Raw genomic sequence first — 17,258 nt, forward strand, 5'->3', positions numbered from 1 at the left:
GGTGCGCATGGGGGTGGGAAGAAAGGCGGTGGCGGGGGATTCGGTTCCCATCGAGGACCACGGCGTCATCGGTGACCTGCGCACGGTGGCGTTGGTCGGGAACGAGGGCACCATCGACTGGCTGTGCTACCCGCACTTCGACAGTCCCAGCATCTTCGCGTCGCTGCTGGACCCGAAGAAGGGCGGCCACTGGAGCATCCGCCCCGAGCGGGACGGCGTGCTGCACAAGCAGTTCTACTGGCCGGACACCAACGTGCTGGTGACGCGCTTCTACACGGCGGAGGGCGTGGGGGAGCTGGTCGACTTCATGCCCATGGAGCACAAGGGCATCAAGCAGGTGCGCGAGGTCATCCGCCGCGTGCGCGTGGTGCGCGGTGAGCTGTCGTTCGAGATGGAGTGCTTTCCGGCCTTCAACTACGCCCGGGACTCGCACCAGACGCACCTCATCGGCGGAGGGGCGGCCTTCGAGTCGAGCTCGCTGCAGATGACGCTGTCGTCCTCGGTGAAGCTCGAGCGGGCGGAGCGGGGCGTCACCGCGCGCTTCAAGCTCAAGGAGAACCAGTCCGCGGTCTTCTCGTTGCGCGAGGGCCTGCGCAAGTCGTGCGAGGACCTGGTGCACGACCACGCGTCCTCGGAGTCGCTGTTCCGCGACACGGTGGACTACTGGCGCCACTGGCTGTCGAGCTGTCAGTACACGGGCCGCTGGCGGGAGACGGTGCAGCGCTCGGCGCTGGCGCTCAAGCTGATGACCTTCGAGCCGACGGGGGCCATCGTCGCGGCGCCCACGTGCAGCCTGCCCGAGTCACCCGGTGGCAGTCGCAACTGGGACTACCGTTTCTGCTGGCTGCGCGACGCGGCCTTCACCGTCTACGCGTTCCTGCGCATCGGCTTCAAGAAGGAGGCGGCGGCCTTCATGCGGTGGGTGGAGGCGCGGTGCGCGGAGCACGGGGACGGGCCCCTGCCGCTGATGTTCTCGCTGGACGGCAGCCCGGTGCCCCAGGAAGAGGAGCTGTCGCACCTGGAGGGCTACGGCGGCGCCAGGCCGGTGCGCATCGGCAACGCGGCGGCGGACCAGCTCCAGCTGGACATCTACGGCGAGCTGATGGACTCGGTGTACCTGTCCAACAAGTACGCGGCGCCCATCTCCTACGACTTCTGGATGCACCTGCGCCGGTTGGTGGATTGGGTGTGCGAGCACTGGAACCAGCCGGACGAGGGCATCTGGGAGATACGCGGAGGCCGGCGGCACTTCGTGTACTCGAAGCTGATGTGCTGGGTGGCGCTGGACCGGGCCATCCGGCTGGCGGACAAGCGCAGCTTCCCGGCGGACCGGGCGCGGTGGCTCGCGACGCGTGACGCCATCTTCGAGGAGATCATGGTCCAGGGCTGGAGCGAGAAGCGCGGCTCCTTCATCCAGGCCTATGGGAAGGACACGCTGGACGCGGCGAACCTGTTGATGCCGCTGGTCTTCTTCCTGTCGCCGGTGGACCCCCGGATGTTGTCCATGCTGGACCACCTGCGTCAGCCGCCGTCGCAGGGGGGCCTCGCGTCGGACGGGCTGGTGTACCGCTACGACGTGGAGGCGACGCTGGACGGCATCCCCGGCAGCGAGGGGACGTTCAACCTGTGCAGCTTCTGGTTGGTGGAGGCGATGACGCGGGCGAACTCGGCGCGGCCGGACCTGCTGGAGGAGGCGCGGCTGATGTTCGAGCGGATGCTCGGCTACGCCAACCACGTGGGGCTGTACGCGGAGCAGACGGGCATGGGGGGCGAGTCGCTCGGCAACTTCCCCCAGGCGCTCACCCACCTGTCGCTCATCAGCGCCGCCTACAACCTGGACCGGACGCTGGGGCGCAAGGACTGACGGCGAAGAGAACCACTCGTCGTCGGCCTCCGTATTGAGGGAGAGTGATGACTCACCACGTCTGGTGGGTGTCCCTCTCCCCAATCCCGCTCATGGCCGAACCGACCGTCTCCGCTCCCTCGTCGTCCCCCGCACCTCGCGCGCTCGTCGCCCGGGGGCTCAAGGCCGTCATCGCCGTGGTGGGCCTGGTGGCGCTCGCGCTGGTCGGGGTGCGGCTGCGCTACGGGGGAGGCGAACCGTACCCGGACGTGACGGGCATGCCCCTGCTCCCGGACAGCGCGCTGGAGGAGGTGGTGCGCAGCCCCGAGCCCATCGGCAACGTCGCGGTCTCCTCCACGGGCCGCGTCTTCTACACACTGCATCCGGAGAGCCGGCCCCAGGGCGCGAAGCTGTTCGAGTGGGTGGACGGCAAGGCGGTGCCTTTCCCCTCGGAGGCGGTGCAGGCGCGGCTGTTCGACACGGTGCTCGGCATCACCATCGACCGGCGCGGCTGGCTGTGGACCATCGACCACGGCAACCACGGGCTCGGTGTCCCCCGGCTGCTCGCCTTCGAGCTGGCCACCGGCCACCTGGCGCACGAGTACGACGTCCCGCCGCAAATCGCCCCGCCGGGCTCGTTCCTCCAGGACCTGCGCGTGGACGCGCGTGGCCAGACGGTGTTCATCGCGGACGTGGGCTTCTGGCGGCGCTCCCCGGCGCTCATCGTCCACGACGTGGCGACGAAGGAGTCGCGCCGCGTGCTGGAGAAGCACGACGCCGTGTTCCCCAAGGACTTCATCATCCGAAACCCCATCAAGGACATGGTGTTCTTCGGGGGGCTCGCCGCGCTCAAGTGCGGCGTGGACGGCATCGCGCTGGACCCCAGCGACGAATGGCTGTGGTTCGCCGCGATGAACCACGACACGATGTACCGCGTGCGCACCGCGGACCTGAAGGACCGCTCGCTCGATGACGAGGCCCTCGGCACGCGCCTCCAAGCCGTGGGCAGAAAGCCGCTCAACGACGGGCTCAGCGCGGACACCGAGGGCAACGCGCTGGTGACGGACGTGGAGCACGGCGCGGTGCTGCGCATGAGCCCGGAGGGACGCCTGGAGACGCTGGTGAAGTCCCCGCGCCTGCGCTGGGCGGACGCGCTCAACCACGGGCCGGACGGCTGGCTCTACGTGGCCGACAGCGCCATCCCCCACCACATGCTCCAGTCCAAGGCACACATCGCCGCGAACGCGCCGTACTTCATCTACCGCTTCAAGCCCGGCATCGGCGGCATCGCGGGCATGTGAGCCGCCAGGCAAGGCGGGCCCGGAGCTCGCGCGGCCTCCGGGCCTCCTGCCGAATCACTGCACGTTGAAGTGGTAGTTGTTGCCGAAGTTGGAGTCCCACGCCTGGCAGCCCCAGCGGCTGGTGTTCTCGAACCAGATGGCCAGGTCTCCGCGCGTGCTGAGCGGGATGGACGGCGCGGGCGGGTTGGGCGTGGAGGAGAACCCCGCCACCCAGAAGCTCTGCACCGGCCCGTTGTTGAACTGGTAGTGGCCCGTAATGGTCCACCCCGGCGTGGTGGCGTTGATGTTGCCCCGGCACTGCGTCAGGCGCGACACGTCGAAGACGATGCTCGCCGTGGCGCCGAAGGGCAGGGGGTTGGATGACGCGAACACATTCCAGCCCTGCGAGGGCGACTGGAAGGTGATGCTCGGCGTGGACTGCGACCAGGCCACCGAGGCGACGAGCAGGGAAGCGGCGGCCAGCAACCAGCGGACATGACGACGCAGCAAGGCGTGACTCCTTGTCGAGTGGGGGACGGCACCTGGGATACGGAGCGCGCCCGCGACCTGGCGCGCGGCTTTGCTCCGCCTCGGGCCCCGGAGTCTTCTACAGTCCCCCCTCCCACTCCTTACGCTCCGCGCCATGGCCGACTTCAGACCCGCCTTCTACCGACTCGCCGTCCGCGTCGACGCCCGCTATGACGCAATGAGCCGGAGCCTCCGCCGCTCGCTGGGCATCGCCCCGCCGCTGCGCATCCTCCCGTACCGGGGCCACGGCACCCCCGAGCGCGCGGTCATCAAGGCGCGCGTGCTGGAGGACCGCCACATCCAGCCGCAGCAGCGACGCCACACGGTGTGGAGCAGCGCGGTGGCCTCCTACAAGCGCTACATGACGCGCGAAATCGCCGGCGCGAAGGTGGCGGTGCGCTGGGGCGACAAGCGCTGGGAGGGCACCACCGACGAGGAGGGCTTCCTGGAGCTGTGGGTGCCCCCGCCCGAGGGCGTGCGCTCGGGCTGGCACATGGTGGAGCTGGAGCTGCTGTCGCCCGAGCCGGAGGGCGTGCCGCGCGTGGCCGCCCCCGTGCGCGTGGCCGGGACGAGCGCGCGCTACGGCGTCATCAGCGACATCGACGACACCGTCATCGTCACCGGCGTGACGGACCTGCTCAAGCGCGCCTGGGCCCTGTTCCTCACCGAGCACCGCGTGCGCCTGCCCTTCCCGGGCGTGGACGCCTTCTACGCGGCGCTCCAGGCGGGCGCGGACGGCCAGGGCGACAACCCCATCTTCTACGTCTCCAGCAGCCCCTGGAACCTGTACGAGCACCTGGACGAGTTCCTCGCCCTGCACCACATCCCCACCGGGCCGCTGCTCCTGCGCGACTGGGGCCTGTCCAGCACGGGCTTCGCCCCCGGCGGCGGCCACGGCCACAAGCTGGAGAAGATTCGCGGGCTGCTCACGGACCTGGACCACCTGCCCTTCATCCTCATCGGCGACAGCGGCCAGGAGGACGCCGAGCACTACCGCACCATCGTCCGCGAGTTCCCCGGCCGCATCCTCGGCGTCTACATCCGCAACGTGCCCGGCCACCCCCGCCGCGCCCGGGAGCTGGAGGCCATCGCCGCCGACATCCGCGACGCGGGCAGCCAGCTGCTCGCCGTGGACGACACCACCAGCGCGGCGCGTCACGCCGCCCGCTCCGGGTGGATTCAGTGGAAGGAGGTCCTCGAGGTGGAGGCCCACCGCCGCGAGGACTCCGAGCGGGGCCCGGGGTGAGTCAATTTCAGCTCTGACGGCAAATTATCGTTAAGGCTTGAATTCGGACCTGCAACTGTGGCAGAGGCGCGCCTGATTCTCCGGTCTTTCCTCTGTTTCCACACCCCTGAAGGAAGCGAGGCCCCCGTGGCCAGCAGGTCCATTCGTTTCGCCGGACGCTCCCCGCGTTGGTACCGGGTGCGCGCCATCGCCCGGAGTCCGAAGCCCCCCAGGCTCCTCTCCTGCGCCCCGCGCGCGCGCCCACGCCCTCCGGCGCGCCCTCCGCGCGGCAAGGCCCGGTGCTCCTGGTGGACGGCGAGGTCCACCTCGGCGCGCTGAGTCGGGGCCTCAGGGCAGGGGACGGGCCCCGGGGAACTGGGCGGCCCGCGTGGCGCGCTCCATGATTTCGCCCTGGGCCCAGCGCTTCTCGCCGCCGGCCGGTGGCACCAGGCGCTTCCAGGTGCCATCGGCTTGCAGCTCCCACGCGTGGGTGTTGTCCGCGAGGCTGCGCTCCAGCGAGTCGCGCACCTGCGCGGCCAGCGTGGGGTCCTCCACCGGCGCGAGAATCTCCACCCGGTGGTCCAGGTTTCGAGGCATCAGGTCCGCGGAGCCGATGTAGCAGCGCAATTCCTGTCCCCGCTCGAAGAGGTACAGGCGCGCGTGCTCCAGGAAGCGGCCCAGCGTGGACACCACGCGGATGTTCTCGGAGACGCCGGGCACGCCCGGGCGCAGGCAGCAGATGCCGCGCACGTTGAGGTCCACCTTCACGCCCGCGCGGGACGCGTCGTAGAGCGCGCGGATGATGATGGGGTCCACCAGCGCGTTCATCTTCATCTGGATGCGCGCGGGGCGCTCCAGCGTGTGCGCGACGACGGTGGCCTTGATGTGCTCGAGCAGCCCCTCGCGCATGGTGAGCGGCGCCACCAGGAGCTTGCGGAAGCTCTTGGGCCGGCCGAAGCCGGTGAGGTAGTTGAACAGGTCCGCCACGTCCGCGCCGATGTCCGGGTCCGTGGTGAACAACCCCATGTCCGTGTAGAGCCGGGCCGTCTTCGGGTTGTAGTTGCCCGTGCCCACGTGCACGTAGTGCCGCACCCGCTCGCCCTCGCGCCGCACGATGAGGATGGCCTTCGCGTGCGTCTTGAGCGACGGAATCCCATACACCACGTGCACGCCCGCCTCTTCCAGCGCGTTGGCCCACTTGATGTTGGTGCGCTCGTCGAAGCGCGCCTTGAGCTCCACCATGCACACGGCCTGCTTGCCGTTCTCCGTCGCGGTAATCAGCGCGGGCACCAGCGGGGAGCTGTCCGACGTGCGGTACACCGTCTGCTTGATGGCGAGCACGTCCGGGTCCGCCACCGCCTCCGTGACGAAGCGCTCCACCGACGAGCCGAACGAGTCGTAGGGGTGGTGCACCAGCAAATCCCCCCGCCGCATCGCCGCCATCACCGTCGTCCCCTCGGGCGCGTCCGAGTCCGGGCGCAGCCGGGGCTGGGTGACGGGCGTCCACGGCGGGTCCTTCAGCTCCGGGAAGCCGGGCGCGAAGGCGATGGCCTGCAGGTCCCCCAGGCCCAACAGCCCCTGCTCCTCGTACACCTGCCGCGACTCCAGCCCCAGCGCCTCCACCAGCGGCTCCAGCAGCTTGGGGCTCATCCCCGCCTGCACCTCCAGCCGGATGACGTCCCCGAAGCGCCGCTGCCGCAGCTCCGTCTCCACCGCCTTGAGCAGGTCCTCCGCGTCCTCGGACACGGTGAAGTCCGCGTCGCGGGTGACGCGGAACAGGCTCCAGCTGAGCACCTCCATGCCCGGGAACAAATCTCCCAGGTGCTGGGCGATGACCTCCTCCAGCGGCACGAAGACGTTGTTCTTCAGGGGCAGGAAGCGCGGCAGCAGCTCCTTGGGCACCTTCACCCGCGCCACGCTCTCCTCGCCCGCGTCCGGGTCCCTCAGGAGCACCGCGAGGCTGAGCGACAGGTTGGAGATGTACGGGAAGTGTCGGCCCAGGCCGATGGCCAGCGGCGTGAGCACGGGAAAAATCTGTTCCTTGAAGCGCTGGTCCACCTGCGCGCGCTGCTCGGCGTCCAGGTCCTTGGCGGAGAGGATGCGCAGGCCCTTCTCCGCGAGCGCGGGCCGCAGGAGCTTCTCGAAGATGGCGCTGTGGCGCTTGCTCTGCTCGAAGATGCCCTCGTGCAGCTTGTCCAGCGTCTGGCCCGGGGACGCGCCGTCGGGGACCAGCCGGGCCACGTTGCCGCGCACCTGCTCGTGCAGGCGGGCGACGCGAATCATGAAGAACTCATCCAGGTTGCGCGCGTAGATGGCCACGAACTTCAGCCGCTCGAGCAGCGGCTCGTCCGCCGACTCGGCCAGCTGGAGCACCCGGTCGTTGAAGGCCAACCAGGACAGCTCGCGGTTGAAGAAGAGCCCCTCCTCCGGGTCGGTCCCCGCGGGCAGGACGTCTCTCTCCAACGGCTTCTGGGTGCTGCGTCCGGCGGCCCCTCGCTTCGCCATCTTTCACGGCTCCTGGGTTCCTACCTCGGCGGGGGATGTAGCAGGACGGCAACCCCCGGATTGTGAACTTCCGTGTCACGAAGGGCAGCCCCTCCGCCCCCGATGTAAGGCCTGGGAAGGCGCCGGGCAGGCGTTACCGGACAGGACGCGTGGAGTTTCTTGCATCCGGGCTGTTGGAACGGCATGTCAGTCGACGTGAGCCCGACAGAGAACCCGCCGAACGCCGCCCTGGTTGCCGAGCCAACGGATTCGAGCAACCTCTTCACGGCCTTCCAGAAGGAAGGCAAGGCCTCCAAGGGCCGCTGGGCCGTGGCGCTCGTCGCGGCCCTCATCCCCGTCACGCTGGCGGTGGGCTTCTGGGTGATGGCCCGCGAGCAGGCGAACACCTTCCGCGTCGTCACGCCCCATGGCTTCAAGTCCATGCATGGGGGCATGACGTCGGACCAGGTGGTGGCGCTCCTGGGCCGGCCCATGACGCGCGAGCAGGACGCCACGGGCGCGGACTGCTACCGCCACGGCACGCCGTCGATGGAGAAGGAGTTCTTCCTCGTCTATTCCGTCTGCTACCAGGACGGGAAGCTGAAGGACGTGAAGCAGCAGAAGTTCTCCGCCTGGTCCGTGGACCCGGAGACGGGCAGCTTCGAGGCGCCCTCCGGTGGCGAGGCCCCGTCCTCCCCCGCGCAGGCGCCCGCCGCCCCGGGGACGACCCAGGGCTGAGCGCCCACGCCCGGGGTGTCGCCTGACTGGACGTGAAGTGCGACCCAGTCGCATGATGCGGCCATGCGTCGGGCGTCTCATCCATCCATGCTGGGCCCCGAGGGGCTGAACCGTGCGCTGGAGCATCTTCGCGCCTTCGTGCGGCGCAAGGGGCTCAAGAGCTCGCTGGTGCGCGAGTCGGTGGCTCGCGCGGCGCTGGAGCACGTGGGGCACTTCACGGCGGAGGAGCTGGTGCGCTCCGTGCGGGAGCGGGGCGCGGAGGACGTGCACCCGGCCACCGTCTACCGGGTGCTGCCGCTGCTGGTGGAGGCGGAGCTCATCCACCAGACGCTGGTCTCCGGCGGCGAGGGCCAGCGCTACGAGCGCGCCTTCGAGCGCGAGCACCACGACCACATCATCTGCTCCTCGTGCGGCAAGGTGGTGGAGTTCCACTTCGAGGCCATCGAGCTGCTCCAGAACGACGTGGCGAAGAGCCTCGGCTTCCGGCTCACCGGGCACATCCACGAGCTGTTCGGGGTGTGCTCGGCTTGCGAGCCCCTCGCCAGGACGTGAGCCGGCGCCTCCCGGATGGACGGCCCCGGGCTTCTATGCGACTGAATCGCAAGATTGCCCCCAGCATCGATGCTGACGCTCCGTTCATGGATGGGCTCTCCCACGTGAGTGATATCCGGAGCCGCTGAGACTGTTCACGCGTGAGCGCGTCGGCGCTCCTCGGGTGGGGGTGTAGGCGCGACCTGCGTGTCCTCACCTTAGGGCCTGTCCGGAGGGGGGCGGGTGTGGGGCGGCCGTGGACGTTCTTCCAGCGCGTGGGCGCTGGTTTCATCGCGGCCCTGCTCGTCGCGCTGGTGCTGACGTGCACGTTGGCCGTGGAGCTCGTGTCCGCGCGCTCCAATCGCAGGGCGAACCTCCTGGCGATGTCGATGGACCGGCTGGAGGTGGAGCGCCTGCGCAGGGCCTTCACCGACAAGGTCTCCAGCGAGCGGAGCGTCGTCCTGTCCGATGACGCGTTCTTCGCCGAGGACCGGGTGCGCTCTCGCGAGCGCTTCATCGTCACGCACGAGCGGCTGGTGTCTCGAGGGGTGACCCCGCCCGCCGCGGCGCTGCTCGCGTCGGTGCTGCGAGCGGAGCAGGAGCACGAGCAGGCCGTGCGGGAGTGGGTCGCCATCCACGCCACGCGCGCCGCGCACTCACGACGCGAGGCCCTGTTCGAGGAGCGGGCCCGGGACACACGGCTAGCCACCTACGCGACGCTCCAGCAACTCTCGACCCGGATGGAGTCGCAGGTGGGCACGAGCCTCCAGTCCGTGGTGGAGACGGACGAGCAGGTCCTGCTGCTCTCCCTGGTGACGATGAGCCTGGTCCTCGTGCTGGCCGCGACCTCGGGGGGACTGTTGCTGTCCCGGCTGCCACCGCCACGTGTCGAGGCCAGCCCCCCGCGAATCAAGCCGCGCGCCGAGAGCGTGCAGGCCGCGAATGGCGTCTCGGAGAGAGTCGACGAGGCCGCGCGTCCACGCACCAGGGCCGGCACCTTCTTCTTCGCGGAGGCGCTCATCGACTCATTGCTCGACGAAGACAGTCCCTCGCGCGGTGAGGCCGCGAGACCCGGCGATGGCTCCAAGACCCCACCGCGCGGAAGCCCGGAGGTGGACCCCCGGGCCGCGCTGACGGTGGAAGAGGCCACGCTCCGCAGCGACGCGCACGAGATGATGGCGCGCATCGGCGTGAGGGCGCACGACCTGGGCATCCCGTTCGACACCTTGCAGTGGCTCCTGCGCGGCCTGGAGCGGGTGGACCCCTCCTCGGAGCCGGACCGCGTGAGGGACGGAGTCGGCCGTGCGCTCGAACAATCCCGCCGCCTGGGTCAGTTGCTCTTGAACCTGTGGGACGTGTCGAGCCAGCTCACGGGTCGCCAGGTCGCGGAGCCGGTGGACCTGTCACACCTGGCGCGCGAGGTGATGGAGCGCTTCACCGAGTCCGCGACACGGGCAGGCAGCCCGCTCCTCTTCGACGCGGAGCCGGGGCTCGTGGGGCGATGGGACCGACTGGGCTTGGAGCAGGTGCTGACCCACCTCATCTCCCACGCGCTGGAGCTCGGAGCGGGGCACCCGGTGCGGCTCCGTGTCGAGCGCGTGGGGCGCACCCGCGCGCGAATCGTGGTTGAGGGCATGCCCCTTCCCGACGGTGGCGCCGGGCTGGGCCGCCACCTGGTCCAACAGTGGGTGGACGCCCACGGAGGCACCCTGCGCATGGAGGGCACCGCCACCTGCACGGTGGAGCTGCCGCTGCTCGAACAGCCCCTGGAATCGACCCCCGCCTGAGTCCCCTCAGAACGGGTGGACCTGCTGCTCGGGCGGCGTGACGAACGAGCGGAAGGCGGAGGTCTCCGTGTGCTTCTCGCGCGACTCCAGCCGCTCGAACTCCAGCGAGTCGTGCGCGCAGAACACCGTCACCTCGTCCCCGTGCAGGCGCTTGAGCTGACGCAGCCGTCGCTGGTTGTGCAGCCGCATGGGCCGGTCCTTCTCCATGAGCCGTTGATACGCGCGCAGCCCCGGCGTGCAGCGATAGCGCCCCGAGTCCATCTCCCCGTGGAAGAAGTACGCGTCGCCCGCGTGCAACAGCCACCCGCTCCCCGAGCGCACCGCCACACCCGCGTGCCCCAGCGTGTGCCCCACCAGCGGCACCAGCAGGATTTCGGGCGGCAGCCCCTTCAGGTCGCGCACGCAGTCGAACCCGAACCATCGCTCACCCACCTGTCCCGTGGGGTACGTCACCCAGTGCGACTCGTGCATCCACTGCTCGGGGCGGTAGCGCTGCCGGTCCAGCGGTGACGTCCGCGCGGTGGCCGCCAGGTACTCGTCCGCGAGCAGGTGCACGCGCGCATGCGGGAAGTCATCGAGCCCACCCGCATGGTCGAAGTCGAGGTGGGTGAGGACGATGTCGCGCACGTCCTGCGCCTTGAAGCCCATCCGCTCGATTTGCCGGATGGCCGTGGCGCCCTCGTGCAGCTGGGGCCGACACAGCATGTCCAGGAAGAGCGGGCTCTGACGGACCTGGGGATGGAGCACGTCCTGCAGGCCGAAGCCGGTGTCCACGAGGATGAGCCCGTTCGCTCCCTCCACCAGCAGGCAATGGCAGGTCAGCGCCGCGGGACCTCGGAAGCCCCGGCGCCCGTCCATGAGGCGGCCCCCGGGTGGACACAGGGTGGTGCAGTTCAGGTGATGGATGCGCATGCCGACACGTCCCAGGCCGCAAGGCCGCTCGAGTCCGTGTCTAAGGTGGGACGTGCTTCACGGACGAGGAGCCCGGGCTGCTCGCCGCCTGGAGCGCTCGCTCGTCCGGGAGACCTGCGGCCATGAGCCCGGCGCACCTCACGGGCGACCGGCCCCTACAGGTGCTCCAGTGGGTCCGCCGTGCGCTCCTCGCGCACGTTGCCCGTGTGGAGCGTGGAGGCGGGCTCGAAGAGCAGCACGTGGACCTCCTCCTCCGCCACGGGCCGATGCTCCACGCCGCGCGGGATGATGATGAGCTCGCCGGGCGCCACCTCCACCGTGCGCTCGCGCAGCTCCATGCGCAGCTGGCCCTGCAGCACGAGGAACAACACGTCCTCGTGCTCATGGTGGCGCCACGCACACGGGCCCGACAGCTTCGCCAGCCGAACGTGCCGCCCGTTGAGCTCACCGATGGGCCCGTGCTCGGAGAACAGCGCCAGCTGCTGCGCCAGGTTCACCTTGTCGACGGACGGCAGCGAGGGCGCGTCGCCCACCTGCTCACCGTCCGCCACGTTGGCGGGCTCCACGCGGCGGCGCGAGTCCCACCGGGGCGGGCGGGCAACGGGGACGGTGGGGCTTCGGGTGGGCGCGCTCATGAGGACGAAACCTTTGCATCCTCCCCATGGGATGTCTGTCTTCATCCCCGGGCATTGCCTCTCACGGACACCCCGCGCCCGCTGGGGTTGGGTATCCGACGAAGCGAGGCCGCCGCTTCAGTCGGGATAGAACATCGGGTCGCGCGTGGTGACGAACGAGGAGATGACGGACGCGACCTCCTCGGGCAGGCCGGTGAACTGCACGCCCACGCCCGGCATCAGCTCCGGCATCTTCGGGTTGGCCTCGCGCACCCAGCGCACCACGCCCGTCACCTTCATGGGGCGTCCACCGGGCAGCGTGAAGTCCAGCTCCACCTGCGTGCCGCGCGGCACCGCGTCCACCGTGGCGATGAAGACGCCGCCCTCGCTGATGTCCATCGAGAAGCCGGTGAAGAAGTTGGAGTCGCTGCGCATGTCGATGGACGTGTGCATGCGCACCCGACCGTTGCGCCGCGCGTCCGCGCCCTCCGAGCCGGAGGTCCGCGAGGGCGCCGAGGGCAGCGGCTGTCCCTTCTCGCGCGCGGCCTGGGACGCCTTCGCCAGCTCCGCCTGCCGGGCCTTCGCGGCCTCCTGCTGACGCGCCTTCGCCCGAGCCTGGGTGGCCTCCTGCTGCTGCTTCAGCGCGGCCTCCGCGTCCGCCACCGCGCGCGCCACCTTCTCCGTCTGCTCCTGCTGGATGCGCAGCGCCGCCTGCACCTCCACGCCCATCCGCCTGCGCGCCTCCAGCGCCTTCTCCCGCGCCTCCAGCGCCCTCTCCCGCGCGGCCTCCACGTCGAGTGAGGGCACGGAGGAGGCCTGGAGCCTGGACGCCTGCTCGCCCAGCTGGGGGTCGGCGTCAGGCTCCTGGTGGGCGCGGGCCAGCGAGGCGCGCACGGCGTCCAGACGGCTGGAGAGCAGGGCCGCGTCGGCCAGGGCGCGCGTCACCTGCTCGGCGAGTCGGGACTCCTGGGTGGACAGCTCGCTCTCGGCGCGAGCCAGCTCGGCCTCACGGAGGCCCGAGGCGGGCGCGCGGGAGGCAGGGGACGACGAGGTCATGTCGTGGGACTCCGGAGGGGGGCCACTGTAGCAGGCCCCCCGGAAAGTCCACGTGCCACGGCGTGTGGGTCAATCCGCGCCCTTGATGCAGGCGACCGGCTTGAGTCGGTGCGCCACCCGGGCGAGCCCCGCCATCTCCACCGTCTCCAGCACGTCATCCAGGTTCTTGTAGCAGGGGCCGGACTCGTCCAGCGGCGTCTGCCGGGTGTTGAGGATGATGCCGGCCTCGGCCATGCGCGCGTCGGTGGCGTCCTGCTTCAGCACCCGCCGCGCCTCGCCTCGGGACAGCCGCCGCCCCGAGCCGTGGTTCACCGAGTAGATGGACTTGGACGCGCCCTCCTCGGCGAAGAGGATGGCGCTGCCGGTCTCCATGGAGCCGGGAATCAGGATGGGGTGGCCGGTGCCCTCCCAGGCCGTGCGCTTGAGCGCGGGGTGGCCGGCGGGGAACGCGCGCGTGGCGCCCTTGCGGGCCACGAACCTGCCGGCCTCCTTCTGGATGAGGTTGTGCGAAATCTCGTAGTAGACGCTCGCCGTCCCGCCGAACACGTCCTCGAGCGCGGCGCACACGGCCTCGCCGATGATGAGCCGGTTGGCCACGGCGAAGTTGGCCGCCATGTTGTGCAGGTTCCAGTACTCCCGGCCCAGCGCGCTGTCGGCGTCCAGCCACACGAAGTCCTCGCTGCGGCTCTTGAGGCCCAGGTGCGCGGCGCCCTGCACGAAGAAGTGCTTGGCGATGTTCCAGCCGAAGCCGCGGCTGCCGGTGTGGAGCATCACCCAGACGCGGCCGCTCTCATCCACCTGCATCTCGGTGAAGTGGTTGCCGCCGCCCAGGCTGCCCAGCTGGCCGCGCTTCTCGTAGGCCCGGTCCGGGATGTCCACCCGGTCGTCCTCCACCGGGATGAAGTCGCGCTCGGTGACGGCGGAGCCCCGGCCCAGGGCCTTGGCGCCGTGGCGCACCACCTCCGCGAACGAGCGGTCCGACACCCGGCGCTGGTGCTGCACGCGGCTTGCGCCCACGCCCACGGCGATGCGGCGGGTGACCTGGTCGATCCACTGGCGGCGCTTGACGGGGTCGGCGACGTCCTCGGCCATGAGGGAGGTCTGCAGCTGCACCATGCCGCAGCCGATGTCATAGCCGGCGGCGGTGGGGAGCAGGACGCCGTCGGTCTCCACGACGGTGCCGATGGGCACGCCGTAGCCCACGTGACAGTCGGGGGTGACGGCGACGCGGGTGACGCCGGGGAACGACGCGGCGTTGACCACCTGGTCGAAGACGGTGTCCTCCAGCCCGGGGACCTCGGGGCCCTCGCCCCACAGCAGCTTGTCCGAGAGGAACAGGTCCGCGTCGACCCGCATGCTCTTGGTCTTGGGCAGGACGTAATGGCCCTCGGCGGCCTTCTCCAGACGTTGCTTCCAACTCATGGCTTTCCTCCCCGGACAGGGGTGAACACGCGCGAGCGACGCAAACGTCCGGAACAAGCTGACCGTCCGGACCGGGTACGCCAGGGACCACCGAGGATGCGGGTGGAGCGGGCGGGAAGGCGAGCGAAATCCGGGGGTTTCCCTCGGGAGGAGCGGGGCGCGACGCGGCGCGTGGGATGGGCCTGCCCCGGACCTGGGGACGAGGTGAGGGGGGTGGTGTTGTTGCCGTGCGGACGCCCTGGACGCATCCTGGTGGGGTGGTGCGGCGGGTGCGCGCACACGCGGACGTCCGAGCGAAAGTCGGCTCGCGTGCGAAGCGCGGCAATTGGATCGGCTCGGGGCTTGCCGCATTCCCTCGCCAGTCCCATCCATTTCCCATCCAGGTAGGGGGTGGGTGATGGGTTTCCTCGGCGGGGTTTTCCTGGCGATGGCGTTGCAGGCGGTGCCGGCGGATACGGTGGCGGGTCCGGTGTTCAATCCGTCGATTTGCGCCAAGAAGCGGGTGGACGCGTGTGGTTGTCACCACGTGTATGGGATTCGGCACTGCCACCCGAACCGGAAGGGTGAGCACTGCGAGGCGCCGGTGAAGGCGCAGGTGTCGGAGGAGAAGGCGGAGGCGCAGGCGGCGGTGGAGGGCCGCGAGCCGGAAGCCACGCCGACGGAGCAGGTCCAGCCTGTCCAGGTGCAGCCGGCTCCCGAGAAGAAGCGCTTCGACCCGAAGAAGTCCGTGCCGATGTGAGGCGGGACGGGCAGGGCCTCCGGACGTGAGGCCCTCCCCCGCGTCCAGTGACGGTGAGCCAGGAGGCTCGGGCCCGTGGGGCTCGAGCGGTCCGGCGCGGCTGTGCGCGGACTCGGGGTGGGACGGGAGCTCGGGCGGTGGAGTGCTCCAGTGAGTCCGACTCGTGAAGGGGCTCCGGAGTGCGCCGAGGTCCAGGTCCGCCCGATGTGGAGAACTTGTGGAGCGCGAGCGGACCTGAAGCCGCGATGTCGCGAGCGTGCGCATCCGCATGCGTGATGCGAGAGCCCGCGCGAGGCTGTGCATGCACGCGTCCACGACAGGCGTGAGGCCGCGTCAGCGCATGGGCGCCACGGAGGTCAAGGCCAGGTCCGAGCATGCGTGAGGCCGCGTCGGCGCATGGGCGCCACGGAGTTCACGGAGGTCGCGGCCAGGTCCGACCAGGCGTGGGGCCGCGTCAGCGCGTGGGCGCTACGGAGGCCACGGCCAGGTCCGACGCGGTCAGACGGGAGTCCTCGAGTGACTCGGTCGCGAGGGTCTCCGCGCGGCTCAAGGACAACGGACCCTCGGAGCGGATGATGACCCAGCGGGACTGAGGCGAGACCCTCAGCGCCACCGCGTTGGGACTGAGCCAGCGCAGCTCGGGTCGATACGACGTCACGGGATTCACCGTCACCGGTCCCCCCGTGGTCCACAGGCTCGCGCTCACCTCGACCCGCTGTGGCTCGCGAGAATCCCGCGCGCTCAGCGCCTGCGCCGGAGGCGAGACCCGTGCCGTGGCCTGAAGCGCCTGCGCGGGTGACGCGGTCGAGGGCGACTTCGCCCGAGCGCATGAAGGGTCGGGAGCCCCGGCCGTGCGAGGCGCGGTGCCCGTCTGCGTCCACCGAGGCTCGAGCGTGAGCGGGGCCTTCGTCGTGCTTTCGTGACCGTCGGGCTGACGCGGAGCAGACGCAGCCTGGGGAGCCGAAGGCGCACCGGCCTGCCGTGAAGCGGTACCCGCGCCCATCGGCCGCGCCTGATTGCGTTCCGTGGACGGAGCACGAACAGCGCCGCCCGTGTTCTGCGCCGCGCCGCGCGAAGGCGTCACAGGCGCGGGAACAGTCCGCGGAGCCTCCACCTGCCGAGGCGCCACGGCACCCCGAGGAGGAAACGACGTCAGCGTCCGCGCGGGAGCCGCGGGCACGGGCAACCGCTCCCCCACGAGGGCGAGCTCATATCCACGCGGCGAGGAGACCTCGGGAGCCCGTGTCTCCGCAACAGGGGGAGACGACTTCGGCGACCGTGACGCGGGTACCTGGATGGGCGTCGACGCCAGCAGCTCCGCGAGGAAGTCCGCGGTAGGCACCTCATCGAGCAGAATCCCCATCACGGTGGTGGGCGCGGGCGTCGCCACGGGCTCCACGTCGATGTCGATGGACACCTCGTCGACCAGGTCGAGAACAGACGACTCATCGTCATCGGGCACCGGCGGAGCGCTGGGCGCCACCAGGGCGCGCACGCTCACCGGAGCGATGGAAGGAACCGAAGGCAGCGGTCCCCGGACCCGAGCCTCCTCCGCCGCGCGCAACACGAACGCGGGAGGAGGAGGCGGCGGCGTGCGCGTCCTCGACTCCACCCGAGGCGCCTCCTTCTCCACGGCGAGCCCGGCCACGTCCCGATAGAGCCGCTCATCCTCCAGCGCCGTCGAGGGAGGCACCGGCGCCTGTCCCAACCGCGCGAAGTCCGAGGTCAGCTCCGCATCCCGAGGGTCCAGCTCCAGCGCGGCGCGCAGGGCCGCGCGGGCCCGGGCCTCACACCCCTGTGCGAGCAGCAGCGACGCCGCTGTCCGATAGGAGGCGATGGCCGCGCGCAGGTTCCCCGCGCGACGACACGTCTCCGCGTGTTGCACGCGCGCATTCGGGTCCTTGGGCACCAGGCGGAGGATGCGCTCCAGTTCCTGTGCACACTCGCCATACCGTTCCTGGAGGAACAACGACCGCGCGGATTCCTTCAACGCTCTCAACTGGGCCCGCGCGTGCTCGCTCATCGTCCTGTCCTCCGGAACGGATGCCCTGCGGGGGAAAGCAGGGCCCATGCCGAGGCGCGCGCACGGCCGCGTTGAA

Annotated in this window: 14 protein-coding genes; 7 read left to right on the forward strand and 7 right to left on the reverse strand. The window is 70.4% G+C overall.

Going from position 1 to position 17,258, the window contains the following annotated elements:
• The first annotated feature begins 7 nt into the window (after positions 1–7).
• Positions 8–1,864, forward strand: a complete 1,857-nt coding sequence (locus K8625_RS26335; protein WP_223784239.1) for a glycoside hydrolase family 15 protein — start codon at positions 8–10, stop codon at positions 1,862–1,864.
• A gap of 92 nt (positions 1,865–1,956) precedes the next feature.
• Positions 1,957–3,144, forward strand: a complete 1,188-nt coding sequence (locus tag K8625_RS26340) for a major royal jelly family protein (protein ID WP_223784240.1) — start codon at positions 1,957–1,959, stop codon at positions 3,142–3,144.
• Between the two features lie 54 nt (positions 3,145–3,198).
• Here the strand turns inward: K8625_RS26340 and K8625_RS26345 are convergent, their stop codons facing one another.
• Positions 3,199–3,633 (reverse strand): DUF6209 family protein, encoded by a 435-nt coding sequence (locus tag K8625_RS26345; protein ID WP_223784241.1) that lies wholly within the window; start codon positions 3,631–3,633, stop codon positions 3,199–3,201.
• A 133-nt stretch (positions 3,634–3,766) separates the two neighbouring features.
• Between K8625_RS26345 and K8625_RS26350 the strand changes: the two genes are divergently transcribed.
• Positions 3,767–4,897, forward strand: coding sequence for an App1 family protein (locus K8625_RS26350; RefSeq protein WP_223749448.1), 1,131 nt, complete (start codon positions 3,767–3,769; stop codon positions 4,895–4,897).
• Between the two features lie 327 nt (positions 4,898–5,224).
• On the opposite strand, the gene ppk1 is transcribed toward K8625_RS26350, so the two are convergent.
• Positions 5,225–7,381, reverse strand: coding sequence for a polyphosphate kinase 1 (ppk1, locus tag K8625_RS26355; RefSeq protein WP_223749447.1), 2,157 nt, complete (start codon positions 7,379–7,381; stop codon positions 5,225–5,227).
• A 183-nt stretch (positions 7,382–7,564) separates the two neighbouring features.
• Between ppk1 and K8625_RS26360 the strand changes: the two genes are divergently transcribed.
• The 3 genes from K8625_RS26360 (at position 7,565) to K8625_RS26370 (ending at position 10,416) form a co-directional block, all read left to right on the forward strand.
• The gene (locus K8625_RS26360; RefSeq protein ID WP_223749446.1) at positions 7,565–8,098 is read left to right on the forward strand and encodes a hypothetical protein; all 534 of its coding nucleotides are present in this window, start codon (positions 7,565–7,567) and stop codon (positions 8,096–8,098) included.
• Between the two features lie 63 nt (positions 8,099–8,161).
• Positions 8,162–8,650: a Fur family transcriptional regulator gene (locus K8625_RS26365; RefSeq protein ID WP_223749445.1), complete on the forward strand. Its 489-nt coding sequence runs from the start codon at positions 8,162–8,164 to the stop codon at positions 8,648–8,650.
• A gap of 224 nt (positions 8,651–8,874) precedes the next feature.
• Complete coding sequence (locus K8625_RS26370; RefSeq protein WP_223749444.1) at positions 8,875–10,416, forward strand: HAMP domain-containing sensor histidine kinase; 1,542 nt, start codon at positions 8,875–8,877, stop codon at positions 10,414–10,416.
• Between the two features lie 6 nt (positions 10,417–10,422).
• Here K8625_RS26370 and K8625_RS26375 read toward each other — a convergent pair whose 3' ends face one another.
• From K8625_RS26375 to K8625_RS26390, 4 genes are all read right to left on the reverse strand, one after another.
• Positions 10,423–11,328 (reverse strand): MBL fold metallo-hydrolase, encoded by a 906-nt coding sequence (locus K8625_RS26375; protein ID WP_223749443.1) that lies wholly within the window; start codon positions 11,326–11,328, stop codon positions 10,423–10,425.
• Between the two features lie 155 nt (positions 11,329–11,483).
• The gene (locus K8625_RS26380; RefSeq protein WP_223749442.1) at positions 11,484–11,963 is read right to left on the reverse strand and encodes a cupin domain-containing protein; all 480 of its coding nucleotides are present in this window, start codon (positions 11,961–11,963) and stop codon (positions 11,484–11,486) included.
• 117 nt (positions 11,964–12,080) lie between these two features.
• Positions 12,081–12,998 carry a TIGR02266 family protein gene (locus K8625_RS26385; protein WP_223784242.1) on the reverse strand — a complete coding sequence of 306 codons (918 nt, stop codon included), beginning with the start codon at positions 12,996–12,998 and terminating at the stop codon, positions 12,081–12,083.
• A 69-nt stretch (positions 12,999–13,067) separates the two neighbouring features.
• Positions 13,068–14,420: an RtcB family protein gene (locus K8625_RS26390; RefSeq protein ID WP_223749440.1), complete on the reverse strand. Its 1,353-nt coding sequence runs from the start codon at positions 14,418–14,420 to the stop codon at positions 13,068–13,070.
• A gap of 397 nt (positions 14,421–14,817) precedes the next feature.
• Here K8625_RS26390 and K8625_RS26395 point away from each other — a divergent pair, with 397 nt between their 5' ends.
• Complete coding sequence (locus K8625_RS26395; protein ID WP_194869587.1) at positions 14,818–15,159, forward strand: hypothetical protein; 342 nt, start codon at positions 14,818–14,820, stop codon at positions 15,157–15,159.
• Positions 15,160–15,613: 454 nt separating this feature from the next.
• Here the strand turns inward: K8625_RS26395 and K8625_RS26400 are convergent, their stop codons facing one another.
• Complete coding sequence (locus K8625_RS26400) at positions 15,614–17,182, reverse strand: hypothetical protein (protein WP_223784243.1); 1,569 nt, start codon at positions 17,180–17,182, stop codon at positions 15,614–15,616.
• Positions 17,183–17,258 lie beyond the last annotated feature (76 nt).

Origin of the sequence: Myxococcus sp. AS-1-15, from assembly GCF_020037055.1 — a bacterium.
Lineage (GTDB): Bacteria > Myxococcota > Myxococcia > Myxococcales > Myxococcaceae > Myxococcus > Myxococcus fulvus.

Coding starts and splice junctions, on each gene's coding strand:
- K8625_RS26335 (WP_223784239.1), top strand. CDS start 8: ATGGGGGTGGGAAGAAAGGCGGTGGCGGGGGATTCGGTTCCCATCGAG.
- K8625_RS26340 (WP_223784240.1), top strand. CDS start 1,957: ATGGCCGAACCGACCGTCTCCGCTCCCTCGTCGTCCCCCGCACCTCGC.
- K8625_RS26350 (WP_223749448.1), top strand. CDS start 3,767: ATGGCCGACTTCAGACCCGCCTTCTACCGACTCGCCGTCCGCGTCGAC.
- ppk1 (WP_223749447.1), bottom strand. CDS start 7,381: ATGGCGAAGCGAGGGGCCGCCGGACGCAGCACCCAGAAGCCGTTGGAG.
- K8625_RS26360 (WP_223749446.1), top strand. CDS start 7,565: ATGTCAGTCGACGTGAGCCCGACAGAGAACCCGCCGAACGCCGCCCTG.
- K8625_RS26365 (WP_223749445.1), top strand. CDS start 8,162: ATGCGTCGGGCGTCTCATCCATCCATGCTGGGCCCCGAGGGGCTGAAC.
- K8625_RS26375 (WP_223749443.1), bottom strand. CDS start 11,328: ATGCGCATCCATCACCTGAACTGCACCACCCTGTGTCCACCCGGGGGC.
- K8625_RS26380 (WP_223749442.1), bottom strand. CDS start 11,963: ATGAGCGCGCCCACCCGAAGCCCCACCGTCCCCGTTGCCCGCCCGCCC.
- K8625_RS26385 (WP_223784242.1), bottom strand. CDS start 12,998: ATGACCTCGTCGTCCCCTGCCTCCCGCGCGCCCGCCTCGGGCCTCCGT.
- K8625_RS26390 (WP_223749440.1), bottom strand. CDS start 14,420: ATGAGTTGGAAGCAACGTCTGGAGAAGGCCGCCGAGGGCCATTACGTC.
- K8625_RS26395 (WP_194869587.1), top strand. CDS start 14,818: ATGGGTTTCCTCGGCGGGGTTTTCCTGGCGATGGCGTTGCAGGCGGTG.
- K8625_RS26400 (WP_223784243.1), bottom strand. CDS start 17,182: ATGAGCGAGCACGCGCGGGCCCAGTTGAGAGCGTTGAAGGAATCCGCG.